Annotated in this window: 20 protein-coding genes; 6 read left to right on the top strand and 14 right to left on the bottom strand. The window is 65.4% G+C overall.

From position 1 onward, the window contains the following. Nucleotides 1-14 precede the first annotated feature (14 nt). The 9 genes from AC3A6M_RS23640 to AC3A6M_RS23600 all read right to left on the bottom strand — a co-directional run bounded on the left by AC3A6M_RS23640 (nucleotide 15) and on the right by AC3A6M_RS23600 (nucleotide 9,025). Nucleotides 15-1,049 carry an L-threonylcarbamoyladenylate synthase gene (locus tag AC3A6M_RS23640; protein ID WP_487855196.1) on the bottom strand — a complete coding sequence of 345 codons (1,035 nt, stop codon included), beginning with the start codon at nucleotides 1,047-1,049 and terminating at the stop codon, nucleotides 15-17. Nucleotides 1,050-1,063: 14 nt separating this feature from the next. Next, the gene (locus AC3A6M_RS23635; RefSeq protein WP_487855164.1) at nucleotides 1,064-2,245 is read right to left on the bottom strand and encodes a 5-(carboxyamino)imidazole ribonucleotide synthase; all 1,182 of its coding nucleotides are present in this window, start codon (nucleotides 2,243-2,245) and stop codon (nucleotides 1,064-1,066) included. Between the two features lie 14 nt (nucleotides 2,246-2,259). Continuing rightward, nucleotides 2,260-2,760, bottom strand: a complete 501-nt coding sequence (gene purE, locus AC3A6M_RS23630) for a 5-(carboxyamino)imidazole ribonucleotide mutase (RefSeq protein WP_487855163.1) — start codon at nucleotides 2,758-2,760, stop codon at nucleotides 2,260-2,262. A 1-nt stretch (nucleotide 2,761) separates the two neighbouring features. Beyond that, on the bottom strand, nucleotides 2,762-3,658 hold the full coding sequence (locus AC3A6M_RS23625) for a phosphoribosylaminoimidazolesuccinocarboxamide synthase (RefSeq protein ID WP_487855162.1): 897 nt from the start codon (nucleotides 3,656-3,658) through the stop codon (nucleotides 2,762-2,764). 231 nt (nucleotides 3,659-3,889) lie between these two features. After that, complete coding sequence (gene fba / locus AC3A6M_RS23620; protein ID WP_487855161.1) at nucleotides 3,890-4,954, bottom strand: class II fructose-bisphosphate aldolase; 1,065 nt, start codon at nucleotides 4,952-4,954, stop codon at nucleotides 3,890-3,892. 175 nt (nucleotides 4,955-5,129) lie between these two features. Continuing rightward, nucleotides 5,130-6,599 carry a pyruvate kinase gene (pyk, locus tag AC3A6M_RS23615; protein ID WP_487855160.1) on the bottom strand — a complete coding sequence of 490 codons (1,470 nt, stop codon included), beginning with the start codon at nucleotides 6,597-6,599 and terminating at the stop codon, nucleotides 5,130-5,132. A 57-nt stretch (nucleotides 6,600-6,656) separates the two neighbouring features. Then, nucleotides 6,657-7,859, bottom strand: a complete 1,203-nt coding sequence (locus AC3A6M_RS23610; protein WP_487855159.1) for a phosphoglycerate kinase — start codon at nucleotides 7,857-7,859, stop codon at nucleotides 6,657-6,659. A 46-nt stretch (nucleotides 7,860-7,905) separates the two neighbouring features. Next, nucleotides 7,906-8,250 carry an AzlD domain-containing protein gene (locus AC3A6M_RS23605; protein ID WP_487855158.1) on the bottom strand — a complete coding sequence of 115 codons (345 nt, stop codon included), beginning with the start codon at nucleotides 8,248-8,250 and terminating at the stop codon, nucleotides 7,906-7,908. Next, complete coding sequence (locus tag AC3A6M_RS23600) at nucleotides 8,243-9,025, bottom strand: AzlC family ABC transporter permease (RefSeq protein WP_487855157.1); 783 nt, start codon at nucleotides 9,023-9,025, stop codon at nucleotides 8,243-8,245. The genes AC3A6M_RS23605 and AC3A6M_RS23600 overlap by 8 nt, the downstream gene beginning before the upstream one ends. Nucleotides 9,026-9,209: 184 nt before the next feature. On the opposite strand from AC3A6M_RS23600, the gene AC3A6M_RS23595 reads away from it, so the two are divergent. The 3 genes from AC3A6M_RS23595 to AC3A6M_RS23585 are packed head-to-tail and all read left to right on the top strand — an operon-like array spanning nucleotide 9,210 to nucleotide 11,068. Next, on the top strand, nucleotides 9,210-9,404 hold the full coding sequence (locus AC3A6M_RS23595) for a zinc-finger domain-containing protein (RefSeq protein WP_052234051.1): 195 nt from the start codon (nucleotides 9,210-9,212) through the stop codon (nucleotides 9,402-9,404). 22 nt (nucleotides 9,405-9,426) lie between these two features. After that, nucleotides 9,427-10,461 (top strand): YheT family hydrolase, encoded by a 1,035-nt coding sequence (locus tag AC3A6M_RS23590; protein ID WP_487855156.1) that lies wholly within the window; start codon nucleotides 9,427-9,429, stop codon nucleotides 10,459-10,461. A gap of 4 nt (nucleotides 10,462-10,465) precedes the next feature. Continuing rightward, nucleotides 10,466-11,068, top strand: a complete 603-nt coding sequence (locus tag AC3A6M_RS23585) for a DUF2946 family protein (RefSeq protein ID WP_487855155.1) — start codon at nucleotides 10,466-10,468, stop codon at nucleotides 11,066-11,068. 34 nt (nucleotides 11,069-11,102) lie between these two features. Here AC3A6M_RS23585 and AC3A6M_RS23580 read toward each other — a convergent pair whose 3' ends face one another. Next, on the bottom strand, nucleotides 11,103-12,899 hold the full coding sequence (locus AC3A6M_RS23580; RefSeq protein ID WP_487855195.1) for a M48 family metalloprotease: 1,797 nt from the start codon (nucleotides 12,897-12,899) through the stop codon (nucleotides 11,103-11,105). Nucleotides 12,900-13,005: 106 nt separating this feature from the next. Here AC3A6M_RS23580 and moaC point away from each other — a divergent pair, with 106 nt between their 5' ends. Beyond that, nucleotides 13,006-13,497, top strand: coding sequence for a cyclic pyranopterin monophosphate synthase MoaC (gene moaC, locus AC3A6M_RS23575; protein ID WP_487855154.1), 492 nt, complete (start codon nucleotides 13,006-13,008; stop codon nucleotides 13,495-13,497). A gap of 59 nt (nucleotides 13,498-13,556) precedes the next feature. Here moaC and AC3A6M_RS23570 read toward each other — a convergent pair whose 3' ends face one another. After that, nucleotides 13,557-14,186 (bottom strand): PEP-CTERM sorting domain-containing protein, encoded by a 630-nt coding sequence (locus tag AC3A6M_RS23570; RefSeq protein WP_487855153.1) that lies wholly within the window; start codon nucleotides 14,184-14,186, stop codon nucleotides 13,557-13,559. A 225-nt stretch (nucleotides 14,187-14,411) separates the two neighbouring features. Between AC3A6M_RS23570 and AC3A6M_RS23565 the strand changes: the two genes are divergently transcribed. After that, nucleotides 14,412-16,496, top strand: a complete 2,085-nt coding sequence (locus AC3A6M_RS23565) for a S9 family peptidase (protein ID WP_487855152.1) — start codon at nucleotides 14,412-14,414, stop codon at nucleotides 16,494-16,496. A gap of 114 nt (nucleotides 16,497-16,610) precedes the next feature. After that, the gene (locus AC3A6M_RS23560) at nucleotides 16,611-17,327 is read left to right on the top strand and encodes a flagellar brake protein (RefSeq protein ID WP_487855151.1); all 717 of its coding nucleotides are present in this window, start codon (nucleotides 16,611-16,613) and stop codon (nucleotides 17,325-17,327) included. 21 nt (nucleotides 17,328-17,348) lie between these two features. Here the strand turns inward: AC3A6M_RS23560 and AC3A6M_RS23555 are convergent, their stop codons facing one another. The 3 genes from AC3A6M_RS23555 to AC3A6M_RS23545 form a co-directional block, all read right to left on the bottom strand. Then, nucleotides 17,349-17,798 carry a pilin gene (locus AC3A6M_RS23555; RefSeq protein ID WP_487855150.1) on the bottom strand — a complete coding sequence of 150 codons (450 nt, stop codon included), beginning with the start codon at nucleotides 17,796-17,798 and terminating at the stop codon, nucleotides 17,349-17,351. 119 nt (nucleotides 17,799-17,917) lie between these two features. Then, nucleotides 17,918-18,373 carry a pilin gene (locus AC3A6M_RS23550; RefSeq protein WP_487855194.1) on the bottom strand — a complete coding sequence of 152 codons (456 nt, stop codon included), beginning with the start codon at nucleotides 18,371-18,373 and terminating at the stop codon, nucleotides 17,918-17,920. Between the two features lie 145 nt (nucleotides 18,374-18,518). Then, nucleotides 18,519-18,715: hypothetical protein (locus AC3A6M_RS23545; RefSeq protein WP_487855149.1), on the bottom strand; the 197-nt coding region annotated here is incomplete at its 5' end.

Genomic DNA, 18,715 nt, shown 5'->3' with positions numbered 1-18,715 from the left:
AGGTTTCGTTTGTATCAGAGCTCGGTAGTGTTGTTTATCAGCCCGTGCACGATCCCGGTCGACCCATGCGCGGCGCGGCGCAGGCGGTCGTTGACGCCCAGCCAGGCGCCGTCCTGCGGCGGGGCTTCGACCAGGATCAGGTCGGCGCCGGCGCCGTCCATCGCGCGCAGCGCCGCGTACAGCGCGTGGGCGAAGCCTTCCGGCGTGGCCGGCAGCGCGACCTCGGCGTGTACCGGCGGCAGCGGCGAATAGTGGATCAGTGCGACCTTGCGGCCGGCAGCATGCAGGCGCTCCAGGGTGGCGGCCAGGGTAGCCGTGTCCTGCATCGCGACCGGAGTATGCGGCGCGTAATGCGATTCGAGCGTGCCGGAAGCGCGCGGGGCGGCCGCATCCGGACGGGCCGGCAGCTGGTCGATCACGGCGGCGATCGCCTCGGCCGAGATGTGGCCGGGGCGCAGCAGCACCGGGCCGTGCGTGGCCAGGCGCGACAGGTCGACGATGGTCGATTCGATCCCGACCTCGCTCTGGCCGCCGTCCAGCACCGCGGCGATGCGTCCGCCGTTGCCGAGTTCGTCGCCGAATTCATCCCGTACGTGCTGGGCCGTGGTCGGGCTGACGTGGCCGAACTTGTTGGCGGAAGGCGCGGCCACGCCTCCCCTGCCGCCCTTGAAGGCTTGCAGCAGGCGGATCGCGACCGGGTGCGAGGGGCAGCGGATGCCGACCGTGTCCTGGCCGCCGGAGACGGCATCGGGAATGTCCGGCGCGCGCTTCAGGATCATGGTCAGCGGGCCGGGCCAGAAGGCATCGGCCAGCTGGCGCGCCTCGGACGGGATGTCGGCGCACCAGTAATCGAGGCTGGCGCCCGGCGCCACGTGCACGATCACCGGGTGGTCCTGCGGGCGGCCCTTGGCGGCGTAGATGGCCGCCACCGCCGCCGGATTCTCGGCGTCGGCGCCCAGGCCGTACACGGTCTCGGTGGGAAAGGCGACCAGGCTGCCCGCTTCGAGCGCGCGCGCGGCGGCCTCGATCGTCGCCTGGTCCGCTTCCATCGCTTGCTGCTGGATCACAATACGATCCCCAGGATGGCGCAGGCGGCCTCGAACTGGCGCTGCGCCTCGGCCAGGGTCGGCGCGACGAAGGTCACGTGGCCCATCTTGCGGCCGCGGCGCGGATCGTCCTTGCCGTACAGGTGCAGGTTGGCGCCCGGCAGGGCCAGCACCTGGTCCCAGGCCGGTTCGCGGGCGGCATTGCTGTCGCCATCGAACCAGACATCGCCCAGGATGTTCAGCATGACGGCCGGGGAATGCTGGCGCACGTCGCCCAGCGGCAGGCGCGCCATCGCCCTCACCTGCTGCGCGAACTGGCTGGTGACGCAGGCGTCGATGGTGTAGTGGCCGCTGTTGTGCGGACGCGGGGCCATCTCGTTGACGACCAGCGAACCGTCCGCCAGCACGAAGAATTCGATGCACAGCACGCCGACATAAGCGAGTTCGGCGACGATGGCGCGCGCCGCATCCTGCGCCTTGCGCGCGCACTCGGGCGACACGTTCGGGCCCGGCACGGTGGTCGTGAACAGGATGCCGTCGCGGTGGACGTTCTCGGCGATCGGATACACGACCGAGGCGCCGTCGTGACCGCGCGCGGTCAGCACCGATACCTCGTAGGCCAGCGGCAGCATCTTCTCCAGCAGGCAGGTCACCCGGCCCATGGACTCGAAGGCCGCGCGCACGTCCTCGCGGGTGCGCACGCGCACCTGGCCCTTGCCGTCGTAGCCCATGCGCACGGTCTTCAGGATCCCGGGCAGCAGCTCGTCGGCGATGGCGTCGATGTCCTGCAGCGTGGCGATCACCTTGTGCGGCGCCGGCATCACGCCGGATTTGCCCGCGCAGGAGACGAAGAAGGATTTCTCGGCGATGCGGTCCTGGGCCACCGACACGCCGTGGGCGTCCGGCGCCACGAAGACCTTCTGCGCCAGCCGCGACAGGCTGTCGGCCGGGACGTTCTCGAACTCGGTGGTGACGGCGGCGCATCGGGCCGCCAGCGCGTCCAGGCCCGCCGCGTCCGTGTAGCCGGCTTCGACCAGCTGCTCGGCCACCTGACCTGCCGGGCAATCGGCCGCGGGTTCGAGCACGGCCACCTTGTAGCCCATGGCCTGTGCGGCCTGGGCAAACATGCGTCCGAGCTGGCCGCCGCCCATCACGCCCAGCCAGGTGGACGGGTTGGCGGCGGGCAGCATGGGTTTCATTGCGTCCTTACTCATCATTCGAGCGGAAGGGTCATGGCCTTGGCGGCCGCGGTTTGCCTGGCGCGGAAGTCTTCCAGCTGCGCGGCCAGCGCATCGTCGGTGGCGGCCAGCATGGCCACCGCGGTCAGGGCCGCGTTGGCGGCGCCGGCTTCGCCGATGGCGAAGGTCGACACCGGCACGCCCTTCGGCATCTGCACGATCGACAGCAGCGAGTCTTCGCCGCGCAGGTAGCGCGACGGGACCGGCACGCCCAGCACCGGCACGATGGTCTTGGCGGCCACCATGCCCGGCAGGTGGGCCGCGCCGCCGGCGCCGGCGATGATGGCGCGCAGGCCGCGGCCACGTGCGCTCTCGGCATAGGCGAACATCTCGTCCGGCATGCGGTGGGCCGAGATCACTTGCGCTTCATGCGGCACGCCGAACTGCTTCAGGATGGCGACCGCGTGCTGCATCACGTCCCAATCGGAATTGGAACCCATGATGACGCCGACGACGGGTTTGTTCTGCTCCGCCATCTCAGACCTTCAGCTTTTCGCCGGTCAGGCGTTCGATGGCCTCGAAGTACTTGGCCTGGGTCTTGTCGATGACGTCCTGCGGCAGCGGCGGCGCCGGCGGGGTCTTGTTCCAGTCCTTCAGGGTTTCCAGGTAGTCGCGCACGAACTGCTTGTCGAAGGATGGCGGCGACATGTCCGGGGCGTAGGAATCCGCCGGCCAGAAGCGCGAGGAATCGGCGGTCAGGACTTCGTCCATCAGGTGCAGGACGCCATGGTCGTCGAGGCCGAACTCGAACTTGGTGTCGGCGATGATGATGCCGCGCGTGGCCGCGTACTCGGCGGCGGCGCTGTACAGCTTGATGCTGACGTCGCGGATCTTCTCGGCCAGTTCGATGCCGATGCGGTGTTCCATCTCTTCGTAGCTGATGTTCTCGTCGTGCTCGCCCAACTCGGCCTTGGCGGCCGGGGTGAACAGCGGCTCGGGCAGCTTGTCGGCCTGGCGCAGGCCGGCCGGCAGGTGGATGCCGCAGATGGCGCCGGTGGCCTGGTAGTCCTTCCAGCCGGAACCGATGATGTAGCCGCGCACCACGGCCTCGACCAGGATCGGCTTCAGGCGCTTGGCGACCACGGCGCGCCCCTTGACCTGATCCACTTCCTCGGGCGCCACCACGGATTCCGGCGCCACGCCGGTCAGGTGGTTCGGCACGATGTGGCCGAGTTTTTCGAACCAGAAGTCGCTCATCTGGTTCAGCACCATGCCCTTGCCGGGGATCGGCTCGTTCATCACGACGTCGAAGGCCGACAGGCGGTCGGTGGTGACGATCAGGATCTTGTCGTCGCCGACGGCATAGTTGTCACGGACCTTGCCGCGGCCGAGCAGTGGCAGGGAGGAGATAGTGGATTGGTAGAGGCTTTTCATAGAGGGGAGTATCTTGATAAAGCGAAACCGGCGGGGGTCGCCGGTGAGGAGTGCAACATTTTACGTCATTTTTGACGCGCTGCCGCATAACGGCCGCGAACCTGCGAATTGCCACCGTCGCCCCCGCGAAGGCGGGGGCCCAAGTTTGCCTGGTATGCCACGAACTTGGATCCCCGCCTGCGCGGGGATGACGGTCTTTAGGCTGCGGGCTACGGGTTACTGCATTACTTTTTACTGGACGATCTGCGCCAGCTCGCCAGCCTTGTAGCGCTCCGCCATCTTGTCCAGCGGGATCGGCTTGATCTTCGACGCCATGCCTTCGCAGCCGAAGGAAATGTAGCGCGCCTTGCAGATCTGGGTGGCGGCTTCGCGGGCCGGCTTCAGGTAGTCGCGCGGGTCGAACTTCGACGGATTCTCGAACAGGTACTTGCGGATCGCGGCCGTCATCGCCAGGCGGATGTCGGTGTCGATATTGATCTTGCGGACGCCGTGCTTGATGCCTTCCTGGATCTCTTCGACCGGCACGCCATAGGTTTCCTTCATGTCGCCGCCGAATTCGCGGATGATCGCCAGCAGCTCCTGCGGCACCGAGGACGAACCGTGCATCACCAGGTGGGTGTTCGGGATGCGGGCGTGGATTTCCTTGATGCGGTCGATGGCCAGGATGTCGCCGGTCGGCTTGCGGGTGAATTTGTAGGCGCCGTGCGAGGTGCCGATCGCGATCGCCAGCGCGTCGCACTGGGTTTTCGCGACGAAGTCGGCGGCCTGGGCCACGTCGGTCAGCAGCTGTTCGCGGGTCATGGTGCCGTCCGCGCCGTGGCCGTCTTCCTTGTCGCCCTTCATGGTTTCCAGCGAACCGAGCACGCCCAGTTCAGCCTCGACCGTGACGCCGATCGAGTGCGCGAACTTCACGACTTCCTTCGACACCTCGACGTTGTACTCGTAGGAAGCGACCGATTTGCCATCGGCTTCCAGCGAACCGTCCATCATCACCGAGGTGAAGCCCGAACGGATCGCGGCCATGCAGACCGCCGGCGACTGGCCGTGGTCCTGGTGCATGACGACCGGGATGTGCGGGTAGGCTTCGACGGCGGCGTCGATCAGGTGGCGCAGGAAGGCTTCGCCGGCATATTTGCGGGCGCCGGCCGATGCCTGCATGATCACCGGGCTGTTGGTGGCGTCGGCCGCGGCCATGATGGCCTGGACCTGTTCCAGGTTGTTGACGTTAAACGCCGGCAGGCCATAGCCGTGTTCGGCGGCGTGGTCCAGCAGTTGACGCATTGATACGAGTGCCATGGTTTTGCTCCATACAATTAAAAAACCTGTGTGGAACCCTCCCGTCGTCGCCCCCGCGAATTACTACCGTCGCCCCCGCGAAGGCGGAGGCCCAAGTTTGCTCGCGTATCGTCAGCGCATCGAACTTGGGTTCCCGCCTTCGCGGGAACGACGGTTTAGCGCGTGAGCGACGGTGTTACGAGGATTCCTTCAAAAAATTCTCGGCATCGCCAACACGCACGATCTTGAGCGCGTTGGTGCCGCCGGCCTGTCCCATCGGCGAACCCCAGGTCACGACGATCAGGTCGCCCTTGCGTACGACGCCTTCGCGCATGAGGAGTTCCTCGGCTTTACGCAGCACGGCATGGCTGCCGCCTTCCTGCATCAGGTGGAAGGCGCGCACGTTGCGGTACAGCGAAGCCTTGCGCTGCGTGGTCTGCGACGGGGTCAATGCGAAGATCGGGGTGTCGATCGAGTGACGGCTCATCCACAGCGCGGTCGAGCCCGATTCGGTCAGCGCCACGATCGCCTTCACGCGCAGGTGGTGGGCGGTGAACAGGGTGCCGTAGGCGATCGACTGGTCGATGCGGGTGAACTGCACGTTCAGGAAGTCGGCTTCCAGCTTGTTGTACTCGGACTGCTCGGCTTCGACGCAGATCGCCGACATCATCTCGACGGTCTCGATCGGGTACTTGCCCGATGCGGTCTCGGCCGACGTCATCACGGCGTCGGTGCCGTCCAGCACGGCGTTGGCCACGTCCGACACTTCGGCGCGGGTCGGCACGGCGTTGACGATCATCGACTCCATCATCTGGGTCGCGGTGATCGCCAGCTTGTTCGATTCGCGCGCCATGCGGATCATGCGCTTCTGCAGCGCCGGCACGGCCGCGTTGCCGACTTCGACCGCCAGGTCGCCGCGGGCGACCATGATGCCGTCCGAGGCGTCGAGGATTTCCTGCAGCACCGGAATCGCTTCGGCGCGCTCGATCTTCGCGATCATCATCGGCTTGTGGCCGAACGGCTCGCCGGCGATGTTGGCCAACTGGCGCGCCATTTCCATGTCGGTGGCGCTCTTCGGGAAGGAAATCGCCAGGTAGTCGGCCTGGAAGCTCATCGCGGTCTTGATGTCTTCCATGTCCTTCGAGGTCAGGGCCGGCGCGGTCAGGCCGCCGCCCTGGCGGTTGATGCCCTTGTTGTTCGACAGTTCGCCGCCGACCTTGGTCGTGGTGTAGATCTCGTTGCCGACCACCTTGTCGACGACCAGCACGATCAGGCCGTCGTTCAGCAGCAGCTTGTCGCCCGGCTTGACGTCGCGCGGCAGGGCCTTGTAGTCGAGGCCGACGCGTTCCTGGTTGCCCAGCTCGCCGTTCTCGCCCCATTTGGCATCCAGGATGAAGGGATCGCCGTTGTTCAGGAAGATCTTGCCTTCTTCGAATTTACCGACGCGGATCTTCGGACCCTGCATGTCGGCCATGATCGCCACTTCGCGGCCGCACTCGGCGGCGGCGCGGCGTACCAGGGCAGCGCGATCGATATGGTCCTGCGCCCGGCCATGCGAGAAATTCAGGCGTACGACGTCGACGCCAGCGCGAATCATCTTGACGAGAATGTCGAAATCGGTCGACGCAGGGCCGATGGTTGCTACGATCTTGGTGCCACGGTACATGGTTATCCTTCAATTAAAAGCGCAGCCTGGGCTGCGCTAGGGTCTCACTCTCAGCTTCTACTTGGCGCTGCGTTGCAGCAGGATCTCCACCGCCGGCAGCGTTTTCCCTTCGAGGAACTCGAGGAAGGCGCCGCCGCCGGTCGAGATATAGCCGATCTGGTCGGCAATATTGTATTTTGCGATGGCAGCCAGGGTGTCGCCGCCGCCGGCGATCGAAAAGCCCTTCGACTGCGCGATGGCGGTGGCCAGGGTCTTGGTGCCTTCGGCGAACTGGTCGAACTCGAACACGCCGACCGGGCCGTTCCAGACGATGGTGCCGGCCTGGGCGATCTGCTGGGCCAGGGCAGCGGCCGTTTTCGGGCCGATGTCCAGGATCATGTCGTCGTCAGCCACATCCTTGACGTCCTTGACGGTGGCGGCGGCGGTCGGCGAGAACTCTTTCGCGCACACCACGTCCACCGGGATCGGCACGGTCGCGCCGCGCGCGGCCATCTTGTCGATGATGATCCTGGCTTCATTCACCAGCTCGGCTTCCATCAGCGATTTGCCGACGTTCAGGCCGACGGCCTTCATGAAGGTGTTGGCGATGCCGCCGCCGACGATCAGGTTGTCGACCTTGTCGGCCAGGCTCTGCAGGATGGTCAGCTTGCTCGACACCTTCGAGCCGGCGACGATGGCCAGCAGCGGACGCTGCGGCGCGTGCAGCGCTTTACCGAGCGCATCCAGTTCGGCGGCCAGCAGCGGGCCGGCGGCGACCACGGGCGCGAATTTCGCGATGCCGTGGGTGGTCGCTTCGGCGCGGTGCGCGGTGCCGAAGGCGTCGTTGACATAGACGTCGCACAGCCTGGCCATCTTCTGGGCCAGGGCATCGTCGTTTTTCTTTTCGCCCTTGTTGACGCGGCAGTTTTCCAGCAGCACGACCTGGCCCGGCGCGACGTCCACGCCGTCCACCCAGTTCTGCTTCAGCTCGACCGGCTGGCCCAGCAGCTCGGACAGGCGCTTGGCGACCGGCGCCAGGCTGTCTTCCGGCTTGAATTCGCCCTCGGTCGGGCGGCCGAGGTGGGAAGTCACCATCACGGCCGCGCCTGCCTGCAGGGCGTCGCGGATCGCGGGCACCGAGGCGCGCACGCGGGTGTCTTCGGTGATGTTACCGGCGTCGTCCTGGGGAACGTTGAGGTCGGCGCGGATGAAGACGCGTTTGCCTTTCAGCGCGCCCTGGTCGATCAGGTCTTGCAAGCGGGTGAAATTGAGGACAGCCATGTCAGCGTGGATCCGGAAGAAATAGTGGAAAAAACGTTATTTTACCTTAGCCGATGTTGCCGAAAACATGAAACACACGCAACAGTGTCAGCACCAGCATGCCAAACACGATGGTCTGCAGCATCGCGCGGCGCCACAGGTAGAAGCCGAGCGCGGCCAGGCCGGCCAGCAGCTTCGGGTTCGCCAGCGCCAGCTGCACCTCGCCCTGCGGCCCCAGCACCATGTCGGGGACGACGATCGCCGCCAGCGCGCAGGCCGGCGCATAGCGCAGGATTTCCTGGACCCGCGGCGGGATCGTGATCTTGTGGCCGACCAGCCAGAACGCGCTGCGGGTACAGGCCGTGGCCACGCACAGCACCAGGATCACGACCCAGATTTCCCAGTCAGCCATGGGGGGCCTTGCGTTTTTCCATCGTCTCCTCGTACACCATCGCGGTGAACATGCCGGCCAGCACCGCCGCCAGCAGTCCCAATTTATACGGCAAGCCATGCGCCAGCACCGCCGTCACGCCGGCCACCAGCACGCCGCACAGGGCCGCGCTATTGATAATCAGGGGCACCGTGATGCACAAGATGGCCAGCGTGCCGGCAAAGCCGAGCTGCCATTCGGTCGGCACCGCGCTGCCGAGGAAGATGCCGATCAGCGAGCCGACCTGCCAGGCGATCCAGTTCGGATACATCAGGCCCTTCAGGAAGCCCAGTTTGCCGGGCTCGGGTTTGGACTCCGGGTAACGCTGCAGGAACAGGGCGATCGAGACGTCGCCGGAGATATAGCCGAGGTAGAAGCGCTTCCACACGGGCAGGCGCGAGAAATGCGGTCCCAGCAGGGCGGAAAAGATCACGAAGCGCAGGTTGACCACCAGCGCGGTCAGGAAGATCACCCAGACCGGGGCGGCGGCGGCGATCAGCGGCAGCGAGGCGAGCTGGGCGGAACCGGCGAACACCAGCAGGGTCATGCCGACGGACTGGGGCACGGTGAGGCCGCTCTTGACCATCGCGACCCCGACCACCAGGCCCCAGGCGGCGATGCCGAACAGGGTCGGGAAACCGGTCTGGAGACCTTCGCGCCAGCCGCGCGCATCCGCTTGCCGCTCGGCGTCGGCCTGGGCCTGTGCCTGTGCCTGTGCCTGTGCCTGTGCCTGCGGGTCGGGGTGCGGCCGGTTCATGTCGCTTTCCTGCAACATTGAGCGCACGGCAGAGGTAGAGCGGGGGGATGACGATGGGACATCGAAAGGAGAACATCTACACGGCAGTATTCGGCCCGCTATTCTACCGGACCATTCCGGCAACCAGTGCGAATCCGTTAAAATCGCAGCTTCGAATAATTCGCAATGACGGAGAAGTCAAAAAATGAACGAGAAGACCATTCCTGTGGTGGAACTGGAAGCCAAGGACCTGCCGGCCTACTGCCCGAACCCGGCGATGCCGCTGTGGTCGTCCCACCCGCGCGTCTTCCTGGATTTCGATCACCACGGCCACGCCAAGTGCCCGTACTGCGGCACCCAGTACCAGCTGAAGCCGGGCACCGTCCTGTCCCACCACTGATCCCTACAGCGCCAGCCGGGCCATGAGCCGCTACTGCGCCGAGTGCAGCGACCTGTTCGCCGGCATGCCCGGCTACCGCGCGCCGCTCTGGCTGCCCGGCGGCGACCTGCAGACGATCTATCCGGCCGTCTGCGCCAGGAAGCCCGAGGTCGCCTTCCGGCGTGAGCGCTGGGACACGCCCTGCGGCCAGGATTTCATCGACGTCGATGTCGTCGACGGCCGGCCCGGCGCGCCATGCGTGGTGCTGTTCCACGGCCTGGAAGGCTCGTCGGACAGCCATTACGCGCGCAGCCTGATGGCGCTAGTTGCGGCGCGCGGCTGGCATGGCGCGATCCCGCATTTCCGCGGCTGCTCGGGCGAAGCCAACCTGGCGCCGCGCTTCTATCACTCGGGCGACGCCGAGGAGCTGGACTGGATCATCCGCCGCCTGCGCCCGCGCATGTCCGGCCCCTTCTACGTGGCCGGCGTCTCGCTGGGCGGCAATGCCCTGCTGCGCTGGCTGGGCGAGCAGCAGCACGGCGCCGAGATCGTCGATGCGGCCGTCAGCGTCTCGGCCCCGCTCGACCTGGCGGCCGGCGGCGCGGCCCTGTCGAGCGGCTTCAACCGCCTGTACACGCGCATGTTCCTGGACACGCTGAAGCCCAAGGCCCTGGCCAAGCTGGAACGCTTTCCCGGCCTGTTCGACCGCGCCGCCCTGCTCGCCTCCAGGGACCTGTACAGCTTCGACAACGTCGTCACCGCGCCGCTGCACGGCTACCGCGACACCGACGACTACTGGCACCGCGCCAGCGCCAAACACGTACTGCACGACATCACGGTGCCGACCCTGGTGCTGAACGCCCGCAACGATCCGTTTTTACCGGGCCGCCACCTGCCGCAGGCGGCCGCGGCATCGGTCACGCTGGAGTATCCGGCCACCGGCGGCCACGTCGGCTTCCCGGTCGGCCCCTTCCCCGGACGCATCGACTGGCTGCCGCATCGCATCCTCCACTTTTTCGACGAAGTACGGGGACACCGCACGCGCGCGCCGGCGGCGTCCCGACTATGCCAAGCTTGAACGCATGGACGACATCGTAAGACAGGCAATGGCCAAGTGGCCGAACGTGCCGCACTGCTATGGCTGGCTGGCACTCGATGCGCGCGGCACCTGGCGCATGCGCGACGAGACGGCCCAGCGCGCCCAGGCGCCCGGCGACAAACTGGGCAACGCCGCCCTGGTCGGCTTCATCAACCGCAACTACCAGGTCGATGAGCGCGGCTGCTGGTATTTCCAGAACGGCCCGCAACGGGTCTACGTGAACCTGGAAGCCACGCCCTTCATCGCCCGCACCGATCCGGCCCAGGGCCTGGTCCTGCACACGGGTGAGCCGATGCCGGCGCAGGAAGAGATATTCATGATGGAAAGCGGCAGCATCGTCGTGCGCGCCGGAGACAAGCTGGCCCAGCTCGACGACCGCGACGTCGCCCAGCTGCTGCAGGCGATGGAACTGGACGGCAAGCCGGTCGTGGACGAAGGCTTGCTGGCCTGGCTGGAAGGCAGCTCGGGCCGGCTGGCCCTGCGCTGGCAGGGCCGGGTCATCGAGGTGGAACGGCTGGGAGCGGAGGAAGCGCCGCGGCGCTTCGGTTTCGTGCAGCGGCCGGATTTATTGGTCGCTCAGAAATAATCTTTCATTTTTGGCAGCCAGATGAAAGATTCTTTCACTGGTTGCGCAATGGCAAAGGATCGGTAAGCCGGCCGGGATCGCGGCCGATCGGCGCGCCCGACGTCCCTCTTGCGCTGCCGGGCACGGCGCCGGGGCCGAAGGCCGGGCCCGTGCCGAATCCCGACGCCGGCACGGTCTCGCTGCTGGTCTCGATCCTGAGCTTCGGCCCGCCATCCGGCCCGGCCGCCCATTTGTCCTTGTCCTTCTTGTCCTGCTTCTCGTCTTTCTGGCGCTGCTGCAGCTCGCGCTCGCGGGCGTCGATCACGGCCTGGTCGTAGAAGGACACGTCCTGGGCCTTGCGCGCCATGTTCAGCTGGTCGACCGCGGCCGGCACCGCGCCGCTCAGGACATAGGACTCGGCCAGCGCCATGTGCTGCAGCGCGATCTTGCCCTGGGCCGCATAGGTCTTGGCCAGCTGGTCGTAGAGCTTGGGCTCTTCGCGGTACTGCTGGACCTGGTCGCGCAGGAAGGACGCCGCCTGCTCGAGCTTGCCGGAGGCGATCATCGCGTCGGCATACTGGCGCGCCAGCATCCGCGACAGCGGGAATTTCTGGTGAGACTGCTCGGCTTCCTGCACCGCCTGGGCCAGCACTTCCGGCGGCTGCCCCGGGGCCAGCTTGATCTCGACGCCGAGGCTGGCGAACATGGCCGCGCCGTCCGGCCCGGTGCGCTCGGCCGACAGCACGCCCGGACGCGGCTTCATCGATGCCTTCGCCTTGTCGAGCCAGCCCTGCGCCGCCTTCAGGTCGCCCTGCCGGAGGGCGAGGAAGGACAGGCCGTACATGGCGGCGGTCTGCTGCTGGGTGTTGTCCTGTTTCAGCTGGGTTTCGAAGGCCGCCCTGGTATCCTCGCGTCCTTTCGCGCTCTCGTCCTGCAGCACGCGGGCGCGCGCGCGCACCAGGTGGAAGTCGATCGCGTCCGGACGGATGCGGCCGAGCTTGGGCGCCTCGCGGATGCGCGACTGGATGTCGGCGATGCGCTCGCCGGTGAGCGGGTGGCTGGACAGCCAGGCCGGCGCTTCGCCATACAGGCGGGTCGTGCCCTGCAGGCGCTTGAAGAAGGACACCATGCCGGACGTGTCGTAACCGGCCGCGCGCATGGTCTGGAACCCCACGCGGTCGGCCTCGCGCTCGGCGTCGCGGCTGAAATTCAGCTGGCGCTGGATGGCCAGGCCCTGCCCGCCCATCATCACGCCCATCGCGGCATCGGCGCCGCCGCCGGCCTTGCCGACCAGGGCCGCCAGGATCAGCGCCGCCAGCGGCAGCAGCGCATCCTGCTTCTGCTGCCCCAGCATGCGCGCGATGTGGCGCTGCTGCACGTGGCCGATCTCGTGCGAGAGCACCGAGGCCAGCTCGGACTCGTTCTGCGCCGCGATCAAGAGCTGCGAATGCACGCCGATGAAGCCGCCCGGCAGCGCGAACGCGTTGATCATCGGATCGCGCACGGCGAAGAAGAAGAAATCGGCATTCGTCTCGCCGCGCGCGCCCGGCGCGAAGGAAACCAGGTTCTCGCCGAAATTGTTCAGGTATTCGACGATGGCGTCGTCATCGAGGTAGTCGCGGTCGCGCCGGATGTCGTTCATGATCTCCTCGCCGAGCTTGCGCTCGATGACGGGAGACAGGTCGGCGCGCGCGGCATCGCCGAGCGTGGGCAGGCTGCTGTCCGTGGGCGCGTGCAGGACCGGCACGGTCGGCGCCGCCAATGCGAAGGTGGCGGACGCGGCAAGGGACGCGGCCGTGATCAGGGAGCGCCAGTGGCGTCGGCGGTTTCCGGGTGGTGAAAGCTGCAACATCGCTGGATTCGGGGTCGATTTCACGGTGCTATCATACCCGCTTCCGCAGCCTTGTCACGGCCGGGCTGCCGGCCGCTTAACTTTCTCTTAAGATACGATTACAACAATGAGTTCCCAGGATTCGCCGCTGACCCACTTCGACGCCACCGGCCAGGCCCACATGGTCGACGTCGGCGCCAAGCAGGACACCCACCGCATCGCCGTCGCCGCCGGCACCATCCGCATGAAGCCGGAAACCCTGGCGCTGATCCAGTCCGGTTCGGCCAAGAAGGGCGATGTGCTGGGGATTGCGCGCATCGCGGCGATCATGGGGGCGAAACGGACCAGCGACCTGGTGCCCTTGTGTCACCCCTTGCCGATCACCCGGGTTGCCGTCGATTTCGAGGTCGATGCGGGGGCGAATTCCGTGCACTGCCGGGCGCAGGTCGAGACGGTCGGCAAGACCGGGGTCGAGATGGAGGCGCTGGCCGCCGTGCAGGTCGGCTTGCTCACTATATATGACATGTGCAAGGCGGCGGACCGCGGCATGGTCATGACCAATGTGCGGGTGCTGGAGAAGCATGGGGGCAAGTCGGGAGATTGGACGGCTGCGATCTGAGACCGGCCCCGAAAAAAAGCCCGCATGTTCGCGGGCTTCGTTCATCAGGCAGGCGCTGCTTATTTCGCGGCCTTGCGGCGGGCAGCGGCGACACCGGCCAGACCCAGACCCAGCAGGGCCAGGCTTGCCGGCTCCGGCACCTTGCTCGGCTGGTCCACGACGATATTGTCGTAAGCCGCACGGTTGTTTGCACCGAAAGCGTCGAAGCGAACGCTGGTCAGGTTGGTGAAGCTGGAGGACACCGCCAGCGTCTGGAATTCACGCTGGCTGATCGCGAAGGTCTGGGTAACGGTGCTGTTGTCGGCCTTGATGCCGGTCAGGGTAAGCGACGACACCGTATCGTACATGGCATACATATAACCGTTGGCGAAATCGAAGCCTTGCAGGCTGAACACGCCGCCGCCCTGCTTGCTCAGAGTCCAGACGCTGTTCGAACCGCCGTTCGTCCAGCTGTCGAGGTGGATCGTGCCATTGGTCGGGCCCGACCCATCGACGGCGAAATTGGTGCCAAGGGGAGACATGCCCCATTCGCTCGTGTTTTCAGTGGCGACAAAGCCACCGGAGCTGACAGTTGGCACCCAGTAAACGTTGTTGCCGTTATCCTCGAAGTTGATCACCCCAGCCAGCGCCTGGGACTGCGAGCCGAGCAAAGCAGCAGCAACGAAGGCAATACGTGCAAATTTGTTCATGATATTTTTATATAAAAGTTTTGGACAAATAAAAATAAGCAATTGTCATGCCAAGAAGAAAATTTTCATGATTTTCATAAACTTATATATTTACACTTTTCAAGGAACGATTGTTCTGTAAAGTTTTCCGACAGAAAATCTCCCGACAACCCAGCAGCCTTTCCCCGTGTTAAATTGCTGTCTTTCATTTGCACTACAAAGCACGAGGACAGGATGAAAGTACGCATGCTAGCGCTGGCAGCCACCGTTGCCGCGACCTTCGCCACGAGCGCCGTCACCATGGCGCCGACGGCAGCAGCAGCCGCGGCCGCCACCACCGGGCGCGGTTTCACGGTCGAAGACCTGGTATCGATGGAGCGCGTCGGCACGCCGGCGGTGTCGCCCGACGGCACCCGTGTCGTCTATACGGTGCGCAACACCGACATGGCGAAGAACAAGGGCCATACCGATCTCTGGCTGGTCGACCTGCGCGCCGCCAACCCGAAGCCGCAGCGCCTGACCTCGGATGCCGCCAGCAGCACCGATCCGGAATGGTCGGCCGCTGGCGACGCCATCTATTTCCTGTCCGCCCGCTCGGGTTCGTCCCAAGTCTGGCGCGTGTCGCCGGACGGCGGCGATCCGGTCAAGGTGAGCGACCTGCCGATCGACGTCGACGCCTACCGCGTCTCGCCTACCGGTGACCGCATCGCGATCAGCCTGTCGGTGTTCCGCGATTGCCCGGACCTCGCCTGCACCAAGGCCAAGGCCGAGGCGAAGGAAAAGGACAAGGCCACCGGCCAGGTCTACGACCGCCTGTTCGTGCGCCACTGGGATACCTGGGCCGACGGCCGCAACGCCGTGCTGTACTCGGCGCCGCTCGACGCCAACGGCCGCGTGAGCGGCGCGCCGGTCAGCCTGTCCGGCTCGCTGGACGGCGACGTGCCCTCGAAACCCTTCGGCGACCGCGAGGAATTCCAGTTCAGCCCGGACGGCAAGACCGTCGTGTTCTCGGTGCGCATCGCCGGCAAGACCGAAGCCTGGTCGACCAACTTCGACCTGTACGCCGTGCCGGCCAGCGGCGGACAACCGAAGAATCTGACCGCGGACAATAAAGCCTGGGACACCAAGGGCGTGTTCTCGCCGGACGGCCGCACCCTGGCCTACCTGTCGATGACGCGTCCGGGCTTCGAAGCCGACCGCTACCACATCGTGCTGCTCGACCTGGCCACTGGCAAGAAGCGCAACATCGCCGAGAGCTGGGACCGCTCGCCGGGCAGCCTGCAGTGGACCCGCGACGGCAAGGCGCTGGTCGTGGACGCCGAAGACATCGGCCAGCACAAGCTGTTCTCGATCGACGCTTCCAGCGGCAAGGTGACGCCGTTGACGAACAAGGGCTCGATCGGCGGCTTCGACGTGCGCGGCGACACCGTCGCCTTCACCCAGGCCAGCCTGGCGTCCGGCGCGCAGTTGTATGCGATGAAGCTCGGCACCGGCAATCCGGTCCGGCTGACCGACGTGAACACCGACAAGCTGGGCGACGTGCGCTGGGGCGAGTACGAGCAGTTCTCGTTCAAGGGCGCGAACGGCGACACCGTCTATGGCCACGTGATGAAGCCTTGGAACTATGAACCGGGCAAGAAATACCCGATCGCCTTCCTGGTGCACGGCGGCCCGCAGGGCAGCTTCGGCAACGGCTGGAGCTACCGCTGGAATCCGCAGGTGTATGCGGGCGCCGGCTACGCCACCGTGTTCATCGACTTCCACGGCTCCACCGGCTACGGCCAGAAGTTCACCGATGCCATCAGCGGCGACTGGGGCGGCAAGCCGCTCGAGGACCTGAAAAAGGGCCTGGCGGCGGCCGTCGCCAAGTACCCCTGGCTGGACCGCTCGAAGGCGTGCGCGCTGGGCGCGTCCTACGGCGGCTACATGATGAACTGGATCGAGGGTAACTGGCCGGACGGCTTCAAGTGCATCGTCAACCACGACGGCGTGTTCGACACCCGCGGCATGGCCTACTCGACCGAGGAACAGTGGTTCACCGACTGGGAAAACGGCGGCCCGTATTTCTCGGTGCCGGAAAAGCACGAGCGCTTCAACCCGGTCCTGCACGTGAACAAGTGGAAGACCCCGATGCTGGTGGTACAAGGCGACAAGGACTTCCGCATCCCGACCACCCAGGGCCTGTCGACCTTTACCGCCCTGCAACGCCGCGGCATCGAAAGCAAGCTGCTGGTGTTCCCGGACGAGAACCACTGGGTGCTGAAGCCGGCCAACTCGGTCCTGTGGCACCACACCGTCATCGGCTGGCTCGACCAGCACATCAAGCCCTGAATCGCATCCGCGCCACACAATGCCCGCTCCGTGCGGGCATTTTTTTCGTCAATTTTTGGAGATAAGTTATACAGATGCTATGATCCATGACTTACGGAAACACAGAATTTGACGATGAACAGCAGCCAGACAGAACGGGAACTCGCGCCAAAGGAATTCACATTCGAGTCGATGAACCTGCAGGTCGGTGTACGGCTCCAGTTCATCACTTACCGGCGCATCAAGCCGATGCAGTATTTTTCGACGCTGATCGGCTACGTCAAGGATGAATACCTGATCGTCAAGGTGCCGCTGGAAAACGGCATCCCGGTCGGCCTGGTCGAAGGCGAGCGGATCACGATCCGCGTCTTCTCCGGCGTGAACGTGTGCTCTTTCGCCTGCACGGTGCAGCGGGTGTTCGACCGTCCCCTGCTCTACGTCCACCTGTCCTTCCCCGATGCGATCCAGGGCACCAGCCTGCGCACGGCGATGCGGGTCAAGGTCGATATCCCGGCCCAGGTCTTGCCGGAACGGGGGAATGCCCCCGGGGTCGGCTGCACGCTCGCCAACATCAGCGTCAGCGGCGCGCGCATCGAGTCGCAGGGCAGCCTGCCGGAGGGCGGCGGCGAGATCATGGTGGAGTTCGGCCTGCCGTCGCCGCTGGGCGACGAGGACGTGCAGGTGAGGACGCGGGCCGCGGTACGCAACGTCAACGCGCTGCGCCGCGACGCGGATGGGGCGGAATTCTTTGCTTACGGTGTCGAATTCCTGGACCTCGATCCGGTCCACTACACCATGCTGCAAAACCTGACCTACGAGGTCCTGCTGGCGGATCGCCAGAACATCGTCTGACGAAGCCGCAGGTTGTGCAGATCAGGGGCAGTCGCCGATGCCGGGCTTGAAGCCGCGGGTCGCATCGCAGGTGGTGCCGCTGTTCACCCAGGACATGCCTGCCGACCCGTCGGCGATGCTGGGCGTGTCGATGATCGTCAGATGGCTGCCATCGTTGGCGGTGGCGCCGGTGGTCACGCTAATGACGCCGTCGGTGATCGACTCGACGCTGACGATGTTCGCGCTCAGGGAGGGCGTCGGGATGCCGTAGGCGCCGGCGTCGCAGCCAGTGGCCGTTCCCAGTTCCTGGCGGCACATCGCGATCGCGTTGCGTACGCCGGACAGTTCCGCCGCGGCGCCGGCCGCCCTGGTACGCGAGACGTAGTCCGAATACTGGGGAATCGCGACCGCTGCGAGGATGCCGATGATCGCGACGACGATCATCAATTCAATCAGCGTGAAGCCCTGCTCGCGGGGCCGTGCTCTCTGCATTGTCTTCACGATTTCCTCCGAATCCAGCAATGTCCTGATAAAAAAATACCCCAACGAGTTGGGGTAGTTTCGGGGCGCCGCCTCATCGGCAGCGCCGTTCAGCTCAGCGAGCTCAGCGATTACTGGGCGGCCGGCTGGCAGTCGCCTGCACCTTCCTTGAAGCCGCGGGTCGCGTCGCAGGTGGTACCGGAGTTGGTCCACAGCATGTTGGCGGCGCCTTCCGGCATGGTCGGGGTGTCGACGATGGTCAGGGCGGTGCCGTCGGAGGCGGTCGCGCCGGTGGTGACGGTGATGATGCCGTCGGTGATCGAGGTCACTTCGGTGATGTTCTTGGTGACGGCCGGGGTCGGGATGCCTTCCGAACCTGCCGAGCAACCGGTCAGGCTGTTCTTTTCCTGGAAGCAGGCGGCGATGGCGGTCTTCACCGAAGCCAGTTCGGCGATGGCGGCAGCGGCCTTGGTGCGCGACATGTAGTTGGTGTACTGCGGGATGGCGACGGCGGCCAGGATACCGATGATCGCGACGACGATCATCAGTTCGATCAGGGTGAAACCGGCCTGGGCCTTCTTGATCATTTTCGGTGCTTTCATGGTATCTCTCCAGTTTTTGGTACGGCGTTGAAAGGGGTACTGCATGTCCGGGTGCTGCTTTGTTTCTGCCCTTACTGTATGCAACCGCCGTGCCAGCTCGTTTCCATGCGGAATCGTTATCGTGGAGACATCAAAAGCCCATGCCAACGCCATTTTTTGTCAGCTTTATTCTTTCCGCATGACAATTTTTGTCACCGGCGTATGGCAAAAATTGTCCGCGGCCGGAAATTGTCGCCGTACCGGCAAAAAAAGGTTCTACGCGGTTGCTGGGGGAAGTTGGGATTGACGATCTGAGCAGATAGTGGTGGCGGTGGTTTGGAGTTGGTA

This window comes from Telluria sp. Soil_C_11, from assembly GCF_057657395.1.
This window is presented reverse-complemented; position numbering and strand designations above follow the sequence as displayed.